This window comes from Nocardia goodfellowii (assembly GCF_017875645.1).
In the GTDB taxonomy this organism is placed as follows: domain Bacteria; phylum Actinomycetota; class Actinomycetes; order Mycobacteriales; family Mycobacteriaceae; genus Nocardia; species Nocardia goodfellowii.
The window spans coordinates 4,720,029-4,733,921 of the sequence record NZ_JAGGMR010000001.1 but is presented as its reverse complement, the minus strand read 5'-3'; the positions used below and the strand labels follow the sequence as shown (position 1 = coordinate 4,733,921).

11 protein-coding genes are annotated in these 13,893 nt (G+C 64.1%); 7 read left to right on the top strand and 4 right to left on the bottom strand.

Annotation, left to right across the window (positions count from 1 at the left end; translation table 11 throughout):
• The first annotated feature begins 25 nt into the window (after positions 1-25).
• Both BJ987_RS21845 and BJ987_RS21840 read left to right on the top strand, forming a co-directional pair.
• Positions 26-2,632, top strand: coding sequence for a valine--tRNA ligase (locus BJ987_RS21845; protein ID WP_372446885.1), 2,607 nt, complete (start codon positions 26-28; stop codon positions 2,630-2,632).
• 26 nt (positions 2,633-2,658) lie between these two features.
• Positions 2,659-2,928 (top strand): Rossmann-fold NAD(P)-binding domain-containing protein, encoded by a 270-nt coding sequence (locus BJ987_RS21840; RefSeq protein WP_209893196.1) that lies wholly within the window; start codon positions 2,659-2,661, stop codon positions 2,926-2,928.
• A gap of 346 nt (positions 2,929-3,274) precedes the next feature.
• Here BJ987_RS21840 and BJ987_RS21835 read toward each other — a convergent pair whose 3' ends face one another.
• Both BJ987_RS21835 and BJ987_RS21830 read right to left on the bottom strand, forming a co-directional pair.
• Positions 3,275-4,309 carry an HNH endonuclease gene (locus BJ987_RS21835; RefSeq protein ID WP_209898870.1) on the bottom strand — a complete coding sequence of 345 codons (1,035 nt, stop codon included), beginning with the start codon at positions 4,307-4,309 and terminating at the stop codon, positions 3,275-3,277.
• Between the two features lie 558 nt (positions 4,310-4,867).
• Complete coding sequence (locus BJ987_RS21830) at positions 4,868-5,749, bottom strand: phosphotransferase enzyme family protein (protein WP_245366078.1); 882 nt, start codon at positions 5,747-5,749, stop codon at positions 4,868-4,870.
• Between the two features lie 184 nt (positions 5,750-5,933).
• Between BJ987_RS21830 and BJ987_RS21825 the strand changes: the two genes are divergently transcribed.
• The 4 genes from BJ987_RS21825 to BJ987_RS38045 all read left to right on the top strand — a co-directional run bounded on the left by BJ987_RS21825 (position 5,934) and on the right by BJ987_RS38045 (position 10,461).
• Positions 5,934-6,530 carry a DegT/DnrJ/EryC1/StrS family aminotransferase gene (locus BJ987_RS21825; RefSeq protein WP_245366077.1) on the top strand — a complete coding sequence of 199 codons (597 nt, stop codon included), beginning with the start codon at positions 5,934-5,936 and terminating at the stop codon, positions 6,528-6,530.
• Between the two features lie 6 nt (positions 6,531-6,536).
• Positions 6,537-6,977, top strand: coding sequence for an NUDIX hydrolase (locus BJ987_RS21820; RefSeq protein WP_209893194.1), 441 nt, complete (start codon positions 6,537-6,539; stop codon positions 6,975-6,977).
• Between the two features lie 90 nt (positions 6,978-7,067).
• The gene (locus BJ987_RS21815) at positions 7,068-8,156 is read left to right on the top strand and encodes an IS630 family transposase (RefSeq protein WP_307869710.1); all 1,089 of its coding nucleotides are present in this window, start codon (positions 7,068-7,070) and stop codon (positions 8,154-8,156) included.
• Between the two features lie 331 nt (positions 8,157-8,487).
• On the top strand, positions 8,488-10,461 hold the full coding sequence (locus BJ987_RS38045) for a S9 family peptidase (RefSeq protein WP_209893192.1): 1,974 nt from the start codon (positions 8,488-8,490) through the stop codon (positions 10,459-10,461).
• A gap of 31 nt (positions 10,462-10,492) precedes the next feature.
• Here BJ987_RS38045 and BJ987_RS21805 read toward each other — a convergent pair whose 3' ends face one another.
• Positions 10,493-10,942: a nitroreductase/quinone reductase family protein gene (locus BJ987_RS21805; RefSeq protein ID WP_209893190.1), complete on the bottom strand. Its 450-nt coding sequence runs from the start codon at positions 10,940-10,942 to the stop codon at positions 10,493-10,495.
• Between the two features lie 200 nt (positions 10,943-11,142).
• Between BJ987_RS21805 and BJ987_RS21800 the strand changes: the two genes are divergently transcribed.
• Positions 11,143-12,084 carry an alpha/beta hydrolase gene (locus tag BJ987_RS21800; RefSeq protein ID WP_209893188.1) on the top strand — a complete coding sequence of 314 codons (942 nt, stop codon included), beginning with the start codon at positions 11,143-11,145 and terminating at the stop codon, positions 12,082-12,084.
• A 149-nt stretch (positions 12,085-12,233) separates the two neighbouring features.
• Here the strand turns inward: BJ987_RS21800 and BJ987_RS21795 are convergent, their stop codons facing one another.
• Entirely contained in the window at positions 12,234-13,526 is a 1,293-nt protein-coding gene (locus BJ987_RS21795; RefSeq protein ID WP_209893186.1) for a DoxX family protein, read from the bottom strand.
• Positions 13,527-13,893 lie beyond the last annotated feature (367 nt).

The window sequence follows — 13,893 nt, the reverse complement described above, 5'->3', positions numbered from 1 at the left end:
TGGGCAGGCAATATGCTGGGCAATCGTGACTGACACCTACCCCCACAACAGCGACCCGACGACCCTGCCGACCACCTATGTAGCGGTAGAACTCGAAGGCGAGCTGTACGTACGGTGGGTAGAGGGCGGCTACTTCCGCGCCGACGCTGCCAGTGATAAACCCGCCTACACCGTGGTAATCCCGCCCCCGAACGTCACCGGCCGCCTGCACATGGGCCACGCCTACGAACACACCCAGATCGACGCCCTGACCCGCCGCAAGCGCATGCAAGGCTACGAAACCCTGTGGCAGCCCGGCATGGACCACGCCGGGATCGCCACCCAGAACGTCGTCGAACGCGAACTCGCCAAGGAAGGCAAGTCCCGCCACGACCTCGGCCGCGACGCCTTCGAGCAGCGGGTATGGCAGTGGAAAGCCGAATCCGGCGGCATGATCGCCGACCAGATGCGCCGCCTCGGCGACGGCGTCGACTGGGACCGCGACCGCTTCACCATGGACGACGGTCTCTCACGCGCGGTACAGACCATCTTCAAACGCCTCTACGACGACGAGCTGATCTACCGGGCCGAGCGGATCATCAACTGGTGCCCGCGCTGCGCGACCGCGATCTCCGACATCGAGGTCGACCACAAAGACCGCGACGGTGAACTCGTCTCCATCCGCTACGGCGACGACGAGGACGCGATCGTGGTCGCCACCACCCGCGCCGAAACCATGCTCGGCGACACCGCCGTCGCGGTGCACCCCGACGACGACCGCTACCGCCACCTCGTCGGCCGCGACATCGCGCTACCGCTCACCGGACGCCGCATCCCCGTCGTCGCCGACGAACACGTGGACCCAGAGTTCGGCACCGGCGCGGTGAAGGTCACTCCCGCCCACGACCCCAACGACTTCGAGATCGGGCAACGCCACAGCCTGCCGTCACTGACGATCATGGACGAGCGCGCGATCATCACCGTCGCGGGCCCATTCGAGGGCTTGGACCGCTTCGAGGCCCGCAGCAGCGTCGTCGAAGCCTTGCGCGCCGAGGGCAGGATCGTCGCCGAGAAGCGCCCCTACGAGCATGCGGTCGGTCACTGCTCACGCTGCGGCACCGTCATCGAGCCCCGCCTGTCGATGCAGTGGTGGGTCAAAGTCGCACCGCTCGCCAAAGCCGCGGGCGACGCCGTCCGCGAGGGCAGCGTCGCCATCCATCCGCCCGAGCTCGCCGGCCGCTACTTCGCCTGGGTCGACAACCTGCGCGACTGGAACATCTCCCGCCAGCTGTGGTGGGGTCACCGGATCCCGGTCTGGTACGGACCTGCCGGTGAAGTCGCCTGCTTCGGCCCGGACGAGACCGCGCCGGAGGGCTGGGTCCAGGACCCCGACGTCCTCGACACCTGGTTCTCCTCGGGACTGTGGCCGTTCTCCACGATGGGTTGGCCGGACAAAACTCCCGACCTGGAACAGTTTTACCCCAACAGCGTCCTGTTCACCGGCTACGACCTGCTGTTCTTCTGGATCGCGCGCATGATGATGTTCGGCATCTACGCCACCGGTCAGCCACCGTTTCAGACGATCGCGCTCCACGGCATGGTCCGCGACAAGCACGGCAAGAAGATGTCGAAATCCTTCGGCAACGTGGTCGACCCGATCGAATGGATGGACCGCTACGGCACCGACGCCCTGCGATTCGCCCTCGCCCGTGCCGCCAACCCCGGCACCGACGCCCCCATCGCCGAAGAGTCTGTCGAGGGCGCCCGCAACTTCACCACCAAAGTCTGGAACGCCACACGATTCGCGCTGCTCAACGGAGCCACCACCGCCGGCCCGCTCCCGCCCGCGGAAAGCCTGACTGCGGTCGACCGGTGGATCCTCTCGCGGCTCAATACCGTTGTCGCCGAGACCGACGCCTACTTCGAGGACTACCAGTTCGCCAAGCTCGCCGAAGCGCTCTACCACTTCGCCTGGGACGAAGCCTTCGCCTGGTATGTCGAGCTGTCGAAATCGGTGTTCACCGAAGGCGGTCCCGCTGCCGAGGCATCCCGGCGCGTGCTCGGCCACGTCCTGGACACGCTGTTGCGGCTGCTGCACCCGATCATTCCGTTCGTGACCGAGAAACTGTGGACGACACTGACCGGTGAGGAATCGGTCGTCATCGCTTCCTGGCCGACCGATACCGGCTACCGCGACACCGCCGCCGAGGCGGAAATCGCCGCGTTGCAGGAGCTCGTCACCGAGGTCCGCCGATTCCGCTCCGAACAAGGCGTGCGGAGCAGCCAAGCGGTACCCGCTCTTCTCGAACTGCCTCAGACTTTGGTCACCCACGAACCCGCGATCCGGCAGCTACTGCGGCTCGAAGCACCGGGTGAAGGCTTCCAGCCGACTGCGACCGTGCCGATCGGCGTATCCCGTGTCTGTCTGGATCTGTCCCGCGCTATCGACGTCGACGCAGAACGGCGTCGCCTGCACAGGGACCTCGCAGCCGCCGAGAAAGAGTTCGATGCCGCGGTGCAGAAACTCGGCAATGAAGCATTCCTCGCGAAGGCTCCCGAAGCGGTAGTCGAGAAGATCCGGTCTCGCAGCGCCAATGCTCAGAATGACGTAGACCGCATTCGACGCCAGCTCGCACAACTGCCCGGCCAGTAGCGAAGCCGAAATCTACGTCCCAGTCGTTGCGCGCCCTACTCGCCAGACAGGGCATCACCGTGCACGCGGTCCTGCCCGGCCCCGTGGACACCGACATGAATCGAGGCTTGGACATCCCGAAGGTCTCTCCACAGTCCGTCGCCCGCGCCATTTTCGACGGAGTAGAAAGTGGAGCGGAGGAAATTTTTCCCGATCCCGTGTCGGCAGCGATCGCCGAGAGCTGGCGCAGTGGCGCGGCCAAGACGCTGGAACGTCAGAATTCAGCCCTGCTCCAACCAGCGGCTGTACAGGCGTAGGCACCATAGCGGTCTCGTGCGGGCGCGCGGCCTGCACCGGGTCGGGAGCGGGTAGTTGCCGGGGCGTCGAATCACAGCGCCAATGCTCAGAACGACGTAGACCGCATTCGGCACCAGCTCGAACAATTGCCCGGCCGGTAGCGAAGCCAGAATCTACGGTTTACAGCAGCGGGTGACTCAGGACTGAGACACGCTGGGCCACTTGCTGATTCAAAGTATGTCGAGACTGGCTACCGGCGGCGCGCCGGAACGGAAGAACACGAACTCTCCGGGAAATGCCAGTTGGGCGAGGTGTCGGCTAACGCCACTCCTCAAAGCCGCGGACCGGGAGAAGCAATGACACCTCTCACTGCGGCCCCAATGCTCCGTTGTTGCCAATGATCTTGTTCGACTTGGTGCGGTTGCACCGCCAGCACAAGGTCTGAAGGTTGTCGGGCGCGGTCAACCCACCCTTGGACACCGGCACGATGTGGTCTACCTCGAGGAGTAGGTGAGGCTCAGCTGCGAGCGAGATCGAGCAGTACCTACAGGTGTAGTTGTCACGCTCCTTGATCATCGTCCGCAGTGCTGAGGTCATCAGTGCCCTCTGACCCGCCGCACTCTTACGGAACTTGATCCTCTGCGACATCGTCTCGATCATCGCGTCGATCGTCTCTCGGTCGAGCGTGACAGTCGTGCGCTGAGAGCTGTTGCCGCCCGCACTGATGTACTCGAACATATACACGGGGTAAGGCACCATGATCGGTGACAATTCGACCCCCACGTGTTTCATGAACTCGTCTGCGTAGTGCTTCATGATGAACTTGGGAGGGTTGACCGCTTGAGTGATGCTGGCCTCGCGCTGGCCGAGGTTGGTGATGGCATCTTCGAGGCGAATTATGCCATCGCCCAAGGTCTCCACGTCAGTCAAGTCTTTCTCGGTGGCCTTGATGTTGAAGTACTTCATGACGTACTTAATTGGGTCGGTACTCGCATTGCGGGCAACCTGCAATGAGCAGTTGTGTACGAACGGCGTCTGATAAGTAGCGAAGTTCCGGTCGCGCCGGTATTTGTGACGGCTGGTGTTTTGAAAATCCGCGAGGTGAGCCTGCGCTCCGCTGGCCGACCCACCCAGCGCGAACGTGCCTCGCCTGCGTATCTCATCGACGTACTGGGCAAGTTCGTTGTGCTCGGCAACGAACGAAGCGATCGCGCCCTTATGGGCTAAAAATTCGTCGCCTGCGAAGTAGCGCGTCATGCGTATGTGCCGGATCAGCAGCACCAGACCCCACGTCCCGAGCACAACGGCCGCGAGCGCTGCGATCGGTAGCCAGTTCTCGGCTATCCACCCGATGACCAAGAAGATCAGTCCGATGACTACCACGCCCGCGATTACGTGCATCACTACACCGCCCCGTCCCCAGTACGACCTCGCTATGACCAGTGACGGTAACAGCCAACGCCTTGCTTCACGACGAATACCAGCCCCCCTCATCGCTCCTCATCTGCCTCCTAGTGTCGTGATCCAGCGGTCAGTGTTGCGTGGCCTGCCCCTCGACGCCGCCTCGGTCTCGGGGGCGCACGGCACGATCGTCACGATATGGCGATCGCCCGACAGCACGGCCTCGAATTCATCTCAGCCCGGACAGGGCACGTGGAACTACGGACAGCCTGCGGGGGCGCTCCCGATCCAGTCGGCTCGGCACCATGGACGTAAGAGGACGGGTCTCTGTACTGGAGTAATCATTAGACCGGCATTCGTAACAAGGTACGGCGTGCCAGCTGCGGAGAGAGTGCGCGACGACATCGAAGTTTGTTGGCGTCTTCTTGTGCTGCTGCAACTCCGGAAGGTGGTGTCAGTCAGCGACATACGAGGGTTTCGAATCCGCGGTGTGCTTGTAGATCTGGTCAGTCCAGCACAGCGCGACGAACGTGCCGGCGCTGCTCACAGTGATCTCGTTCACATCGCCTCCCACCGCCACGGTCGAAGTATGTCACCGCGCAGACACGCAATCCGATGCGTCGCCTGCTGAGCCGCTGGCTCGCTCGTACCGGCTCGATCGAGAGCAAATCCGACCCACCGCAGCTCCTGGATGTCCGCAAATAGCCGAAAGGTGGGCCAGCTGGTGACGTCGTAGCCTCCGTAGGCCCGGACGAAGGACCGGTATTGATCGGTCGAGACGCGCCTGAAATCTGCGTAGTCCACAGCCAACTGGATGAGATCCCATTCCGGTCGGCCGAGCGACACCTTATCCAGATCCAGCACAGTTGAGATCCCGGAGGGCGGTACCACCAGGTTGCCTTGCCAGGCATCACCGTGAATTACCGAGAGCTGCACTGGTTTGGGCAGTTCGTCATATCGCTGGTACAGCTCGTCATAGTGCGACAGCAGCCAATTTCGGTCGTCGTTGTCAATCGTGTCCGCGGTTGCCAACCGCTCGTGAAGATCCGCAAACGGGTCGTACTCGCACAGTTTTGGCTCGGCCGGCGGTCTCAAGCTATGGAGCGCTCGGAGCATGGCTCCGAGCTCAGCCGGTGTGGCCGGACGATGGTCCGGAATTAGCTGCCACCAAGTGACCGGGCGGTCGTCGACAACGATCGGTTGAGGCAGCTCCGATACCGCTTCCACCGTTGGAGTGCCGGAACCATTGAGCCATCGCGATACTCGCAACTCCCGCTCGGCATCCTCTAGGCTGCCCGGTCTTCCTATTCGCGCCACGATGCCGCCGAGCCGGTAGATGGCATGGGATCCTTCGCGGATCATTTTGGGGCCAGTCGCTTCGAGGCCGACTCGTCGAGCGGCCCTGGCCAGCACAACCTCGGATGCCGTCGTTGCGGTCATGGCCTTGCTTCCGTCGTAAATCGGCGAGTGATAACCTCCCGCAGCTCCACAACGTCGCGCATTCGGCGGTGACGGGAGGAAGCCGCGACCAATCGCTGCAGTTCGTGTTGGATGCGATGGGATCGAGCTGGCCAGCCTGGGTAGCGGCACGGATCCCGAGCGCTACTGCCTCCTTTGCCGCGCCTTGCTGCACGGCCAGTACAACAAGCGTTGCCGAAACGAAATCCCAGCCGACTCCGACCTCAGTCGCTACGCCGTGACGGGCACGGGACTCAAACATCGCATCCATCCACTGGCCGCAGCCCTTGCACTGGAACAACTTTCACGTCTGGATGACTACCTTGCAGGGCGTCAGCGCATCGCCGAGTACATCCACGACGAACTCCGGCGAGAACCCGGCCTGACGATTACCTGGCACGAACCGCACACGCGGCCAGCCTGGTACGGACTCACGATTCTCTACGACGACGAATTCTTCGACGACGTGCCGATCGAGCGCTTCCACGCCGCGTTGCAAGCCGAGGGCTGCAACGAGTTCGACCGGCCGGGATCGACCTGCCCGCTGAACCTACTATCGCTTTTCCAGGAACCAGGTCCATTGTTTCCCGCTTTCGCTGGCAAGCTGGCCTACGCCCCGGGAGACTACCCACGGGCCGAAGAGCTCCACCGCGCCACCCTGAAACTTCCCGTCTGGCACCGAGACGATGACCTGGCGCTCGTCGATCGCTACATCGAAGCGCTGTACAAAGTCATCAACCACCACGCTGACCTGAAAGGCTAGGACTCGATGATCGAGACCACACTTCTGGAGAAATTGATGCGCGAAGCCGACCGCGACGGAGTACAACAACTTGTCGTGGGTGCAGTCGTCCAACACAATGGCAAAGTGCTACTGCTGCAACGTCCTACCGATGATTTCATGGGCGGGATATGGGAGCTCCCCAGCGGCAAAGTAGATCCCGGCGAATCCATCGATCAAGCCCTGATCCGGGAAGTCAAGGAAGAGACCGGCCTTGACGTCATCACCATCGCGAACTACCTCGGCGACTTCGACTACCAATCCGGCAGCGGTAAGAAAAGCCGACAGTTCAACTTCACCGTCCAGGTCGGTCCTGCTGAGCCTGTGGAGCTGACAGAACACGACGCGTACACTTGGACCAGCCTGGTCGAGGAACCACCAGTGACGGATGCCGTGAAACAGGTGCTGGTGCGGTACCAGGAGAGCTAGTGCCTCGTCCAGAAAGGTTGGGCTGGTAACCGGGTGTCGGTTTGCTTCGACCGCACGCCGGCAGCGAAGCTGCCGGTGGAGGTGGTGCCGGTGGCCCGAAAACCGGAAGTGTTCGTGCGAGCGGTGACCCCGGACGAGGGACGCCGATTGCAGAAGATCACCAAGACGAGCAGACAACCGGTCAGGATGCGGCGCGCGATCGTGGTGATGGCCTCGGCCCAGCGGCAACCGGTCCCAGCGATCGCCCGGTTGATGCAAGTCACCGAAGCCTATGTGCGGCAAGTGATCCACGAGTTCAACGAACGGGGGTTCGAAGCATTGGACCCAAAATGGAGCGGGGGCAGGCCGAGCAAGGTCGATCGAGCGACGCGTGAACGCATCGCCTGTATCGCCCGGTGCTGCCCCCGCGACTTGGGCTGGCCCTTCTCGACCTGGAGCCTGTCGAAGTTACGAGAAGTACTGCAGGTCAACGAGATCGCGCAGATCAGCCGCGAAACCCTGCGCAAGATCCTGAAGGCCGAGGGTGTGTCGTGGCAGGCGGACAAGACCTGGAAAGCCGGACGCGACCCGGAATTCACCGCGAAGATGAACCGAATCCTGGGGCTTTACGACCAGCCGCCCGCCGACGGGCGGGTGCTGTGCGTCGACGAGTTCGGGCCGTTGAATTTGCAACCCCGCGCCGGTCGGGGTTGGTTTCGGCAGCGAAGACCGAAACGGTTGCGGGCGACCTACCACCGCACCCAAGGCGTCCGGCATCTGCTCGGGGCGTTGGATCTGGCCACCGGGAAAATCCACTACCGGATCCGAGATCGCAAGCGGTGGATCGAGTTTCTGGCGTTGTTGAAATCGCTGCGGGCCCGCTGGCCCGGCGAGAAGCTCTACGTGATCGCCGACAACTTCTCCCCGCACAAACGCGTTGAGGTCGGTGAGTGGGCCGCGGCCCACGACGTGGAACTGGTGTTCCTGCCGACCTATTCATCCTGGTTGAACTGGATCGAGTCCGAATTCGCGGCACTACGTTACTTCGCACTCAACGGCACCGACCACCGCAGCCACGGCGAGCAGGACGCCGCCATCGGCGCCTACATCCGCTGGCACAACCAGCACGCCAGACCCAAACGCGACTTCGCCGTCAACTCCAAGATCCGGCTGCCCGATTACCTACCGAAGGTTGCTTGACGAGGCACTAGCGGGCACAGTCAATCCGGCGCGGCGCCAGTGGCCACTATTGAAATCCTCGCCGCGCCTACAGGGGAGGTTGAAGACGGCATCACACCCGCCACCACTAGCGAGAAGTCTGCCGACAACGCTGAGACCGCGTCTCACGTCGCCCCCTAATAGTTCAGATTGCAACGTAACCGGTTGTGCCGCACGATGCCTGTTGTTGATTGATGATCTTTCGTTGCGTTTTCGCATCTTCCTAGGGGCACATTCCAGGGAAACCGCATCTCGCGCATGGTCGAGTGCGGTGGAACGCGCCCGCGCTGCGCCAACTGGCTACCCTGTCCCGGTGACCATCACCGTGCTGCCCTTCGGATCCTGGCCGACCTCGATCACCTCCGAAAGCGTCGTCAGTGCGGCGGTGCGCCTCGGGGAGGTGCGGGTGGACGGGGGCGATGTGTACTGGTCGGAGGGTCGGCCCTCGGAAGGAGGGCGGACGCAGATTGTGCGGTGCGCGCCCGACGGAACGCGTACCGATCTGTTGCCCGAGGGTATGAACGCCAGGACAGCTGTGCACGAATACGGCGGGGCGGCATGGTGGGTGCGCGGTGGTGTGCTTTTCGTGGTCAACTGGGATGACCAGAGGGTGTATCGGATCGAGCGGGGTCAGGAGCCGGTTGCGCTGACGCCGGAGCCGGCCGTGGCACGCGGTGATCGGTACGGCGACGGTGCTTTCGGCCCGGGCGGTGGCGAGGTGGTGGCGATCCGGGAGCACCATCCGGTCGGTGGGCGCGGCGCGGTCGATGTGCGTAATGAGATCGTGCGGCTGGCGGCGGATCGGCCTTCGCTGCCGGAAGTGGTGGTCAGTGGGCCTGATTTCGTCGTCGCGCCGCGGTTGAGTCCGGACGGCTCCATGCTCGCTGTCATCACGTGGGATCATCCGTCCATGCCGTGGGACGACACCGTCCTGCGGGTGCGGGACCTCGCGACCGGCGCCGACACCATTGTCGCGGGCGGGGTGGGTGAGTCGGTACAAGAACCGCGGTGGCGGGCCGACGGCTCGCTGCTGTTCCTGTCCGACCGCAACGGGTGGTGGAACCTCTACCGGTGGACAACCGCGGGCACCGTCGAGGCAGTGATCGAGACCGAAGCCGAAATCGGTGTCCCCGCATGGCAGTTGGGTTCAGCGCGCTATGCTGTGCTCGCCGACGACAGCATCGTGTTCGCCCGGTGGCGTGAAGGGTACGACGGACTCGCGGTGCGACGCCCGGACGGTTCGGTGACCGATGTGAAGCTGCCGTTCTCCGCGATCACCGCGGTGGAACGGGCAGACGGGAACGCGGTCGTCGTGGTAGCGGGCACGCCCACCAGCGAACTCGGCGTCTATCGCATCACTTTCGTCGGCACACAGGTCGAGGTCGAAACTTTGCGGGCGCCACGTGATCTCGGGCTTCGAGACGCCGATATCTCTGTCCCCGAACCTATCTCGTTTCCCTCCACGGATCGCGACGGTGCGCCGCGCGGCGCGCACGCGCTGTTCTATCCGCCCACGAGTACCCGGTACCGCGGGCCCGACGGGGAACTGCCGCCGCTGCTCGTCATGATCCATGGCGGTCCTACCGCACAGGCCCTGCCGCTGCTGGCATCGAGCACTCAGTACTGGACCAGTCGCGGATTCGCTGTCGTCGATGTTAATTACGGTGGCTCCACCGGTTACGGCCGCGCCTACCGGGAACTGCTGCGAGACGCCTGGGGTGTGGTCGACGTGGCCGACTGCATCGCGGCTGCCCGCTGGCTCGCGGACAACGGCCGCGTCGACCCGCGCCGGCTCGCCATCCGGGGTGGCTCGGCGGGCGGTTACACGACCCTGGCCGCACTGGCTCGCGCCGATTCGCCGTTCTCGGCGGGCGCGGACCACTACGGTGTGGCCGACCTCGAGGCCCTTGCCGCCGAAACCCATAAGTTCGAAAGTCGTTATCTGGACGGCCTTATCGGCGAGTACCCCGCCGAGCGCGACCTCTACCGGGAGCGTTCGCCGATCCATCACATCGAGCAGTTCCGGAGCCCGCTGATCGTCCTGCAGGGCAGCGAGGACGCCGTGGTGCCGCCGAACCAGTCGGAGATGATCGTCGACGCGTTGCGTAAGCGCGGAATCCCCGTCACATACCTGCTTTTCGAGGGCGAGCAGCACGGATTCCGGCGGGCGGAGAACATTCGCCGGGCGCTGGACTCCGAACTGAGCTTCTACGCGCAGATATTCGGATTCGACTTGCCGACCGATGAAGGCATCGAGGCGGTTACGGTCGAGAACCTTTCGAACTGACGGGGTGACCGAATGGGCGACGGCACCTCGGTCACGCCGGATCGACGCGGAAGATCGCGATGCGCTCGGCCGCGGCAGCGAGCCCGTCCGGGGTACCTTCCTCGATCAGGCCGGTCTTGACAAACCACTCCCCCAGTTTCGTCGGGTTGCCCGCGACATGATCGCGTAGCAGCGAACGACGTTCCGGCACGGCCAATTCCGTCATCCGCACCTCCGAGGAACGCCGACCACGGGTCAACGTGACCGTCGGCGACGCCCGAACGTTCGCCACCCAGGCCGACTTCGGATACGCCTGGAAGACGTAACGCGCACCGGCCACCTCGAGCACCGAGACCGGCACGTCCCGCAACTCGCCGGTGCGACGGCCGACCACCGTGAGGATGTGCATGTCGGAAAAGACGACACCACGCTTCTGCAGCAAGGTGACCAACTTGTTGAGCCGATTGACCATGCGGCGCAGTCGTTTCGAGTGTGGACTCATGCAACGATGGTCGGCGCGCGTCCTGGCGTCGCTCTTGCACGGCACTGTCGCGGCCATCGGAAAGCCTCGATGTGGAGACCGCTGCGTGGCCGGCCGCCATGTCCAGCTCAGCGGGGCGATCGACAGCGGCTTCGAGTGGTCCTGGATCGCGTTTCGGCGCAAGGGGTTTCATCATGATCACCGGGCGGTATAGATGAACTATGGCGTTTTCGAAGTCTGCGGCCTCGGTCGCGGGGGTGTTGGTGGTGGCGTTCGTGTTCTCCCTCATGGCCATTCGTCCGGCGGCGGCGCAAGCCCGGCTGGTGGACGAGGCGCCACTGGCCGACAACATCTCGCGGATCGACGTCTACTCCCCCGCGATGGATCGAGTGGTCAGCAACAGGGTGATTCACGCGGCCGGCGGCCCCGCGCCGACGCTGTACCTGCTCACCGGCATCGGCGGTGGTGAAGACGGCATTTCCTGGTGGGACGACACCGATGTGCGAGAGTTCTTCGCGGACAAGCACGTCAACGTGGTGATGCCGGTGGGCGGTAAGTTCAGCCTGTACACCGATTGGGTCGCCGACGACCCGGCGATCGGCCGGAACCGCTGGCAGACCTACCTCACCCAGGAGCTACCCGGTGTGCTCGACGCGCGGCTCGGCAGCACCGGACGCAACGCGATCGCCGGGGTGTCGATGAGCGCGGGCTCGGCGGTGGATCTGGCCATTCAGTCCGGCACTCTGTACAGCGCGGTCGCGGCCTACAGCGGCTGCCCGTGGACCGCGGACACGCTCGGCATCGCGATGATCAACGCGCAGGTCGGTCGCGGCGGCGCCAACACGGCGAACATGTGGGGCCCGCCCGGCGGCGCGGGCTGGCAAGCGCACGACGCCTTCGCCAACGCGGCGGCACTGACCGGGAAGACCATCTATCTGTCCGCCGCGACAGGTACTCCCGGCGCTATCGACGAGGGCGGGTTGCCGTTCCCGCCCGTCGAGGCCATCGCGAGCTCGTGCACCGCGGCGTTCGCGGCCCGGCTGAACCAGCTCGGACTGCCCGTCATCCACGTCAACCGGCCGGAGGGTTCGCACACCTGGGGACAGTTCGAGACCGACCTGCACGACTCCTGGCCGCACCTGGCCCGCGCGATCGGCGCTTGAGCCGGGTCTGCGCGACCAAACTGGGGCCTGCGGACCCCGCCGTGCAGCCGAATAGGCTGCTGCGCAAGCTCATCCGCCTCCTACCCCGCCCACACGGCGTAGCCGACGCCCCGGACTATTGAACCGAAGCAGTTCTATCACCAGGCGATTCATCGGAAGTAGATGTAGTCCTGGACCCAGTGGAAACCGCGGTTACGGAGGGTAAAGCTGTTCAGGTCCACGCGTTCGAGGGTGACCACCACCGGGCGGTCGTGGAGAGTGCCGCGCAGGAGCAGCTGGTTCGGCGCGGGTTGCTCGTGCGACAGCGTCGCCAAAGGGATTCGGGGGCCGTCAGTTTCGGCCGTGCCGAGTTGGAGGACCCCATTGGGGAGGAAGGTCGCCTCGGCCGGGATGAGATCACCGTCCATCTCCTGATACGTGGCTTGCTGGGGGTCGTCGAAAACCAATCGTTGCCAGCGGATTTCGTCGGTGGTCAGCGGGGGCCGGGGTCGGCCGTCGAAGGTGAACTCACGGACATCCCAGATCCCGTACAACTCGGATTTGGGGCTGTGCGGACTGTACTGTTCTTGCCAGACCCGCCAGCGGTCAGAGCCGTTGTTCAGTGCGATCCATAGTCCGATGGCCACCGTGACCCAGAGCGCGACGCGGTTCTTCCGGTCGTCGGGGAACAGCGCGGGTTGCGTCAGCGGATCGCACGCACGGTGCCGCACAAAGACATCGAGCAGTCGCCGCAGGTAGGGGGCGAGCAGGAACAGGCTGATCAGCAGCAGGTGCGAGGCGAGCAGTTTCTCCGGTATGTCGTAGGTCATGTTCACCAGCAGGATCTGCGCGGTGCTTCCCAGGCTGAACACGGCACCGAGCACCGCGGTCCGCGGCACGAACAGCAACAGCCCGGCCACGACCTCCGCCGCGCCGATCGCCATCTCATACGGATACGAGCTGCCGACCTGTAACCACAGCACCGAGGCCGGACTCATCTCGCCGTACGGTTGCAACAACTGGGCCAGCGTCGGCCCTGGCATCTGCGTCGGAATCAGTTTGGCGAACCCGAAACTCACCATCGTCGCGCCCAGCGACATCCGCAAGAACAGCGTGAACCACGCCAGCAACCAGGGGTGCGCCGGGCGACGGTCGACAATCGTCCACACCGCGGCGCAAATCACCGCGACGACGAGGACGCAGAACATCAGCACCCACACCGCTGTCTGGTCGCCGGCGCCGGAATCCTGATGCAGCGCCGTGTCGACCCCGAAAACCGTGCTGCCCACCCAACCGGTGACGGGGTCTGTCCACGAGGTGATCCACCATCCGCCGTATCCGCGGAACCAAGGGCCGAGCAGATCGACCACCGTGAAAGGGACGAAATTGAGGAGCAGGTTGTATAGGCCGAAATAGACGACACAGAAGCGAAAGACGATCCGCGCCAATGAGTTCCAACGCACGCCCGGGGTGACGACTTCTGAGTCGGATGCGTTCGTATCTGCTCGCCGATCCACTAGTTCGCTCACTGCTGCCTCGAGTCGTCGGCATACAGCGGGTAACCGGGGAGAACGGTGCCGTCGGTGCGGGATCTCGCATCGCGATACGGAAGATCGAGGAGTCGCGCCGCCGGGGACAGAGATGGAAGCGGCTGGAAGACCGAGACGCCGACCGGTGCCGCGGTGCGGGCGGCAAGTCCGGACCGGAGCGGCCCAGGTCGCGCTGAGTGTTTCATGCCCTCAGTGAAAGCAGCGCCGTGTTGCCGGAGCGTATGAGATTTTCCATATGCCCGCGATATGTCTCGGTTGGCAGAATCACGGACCTATGCGT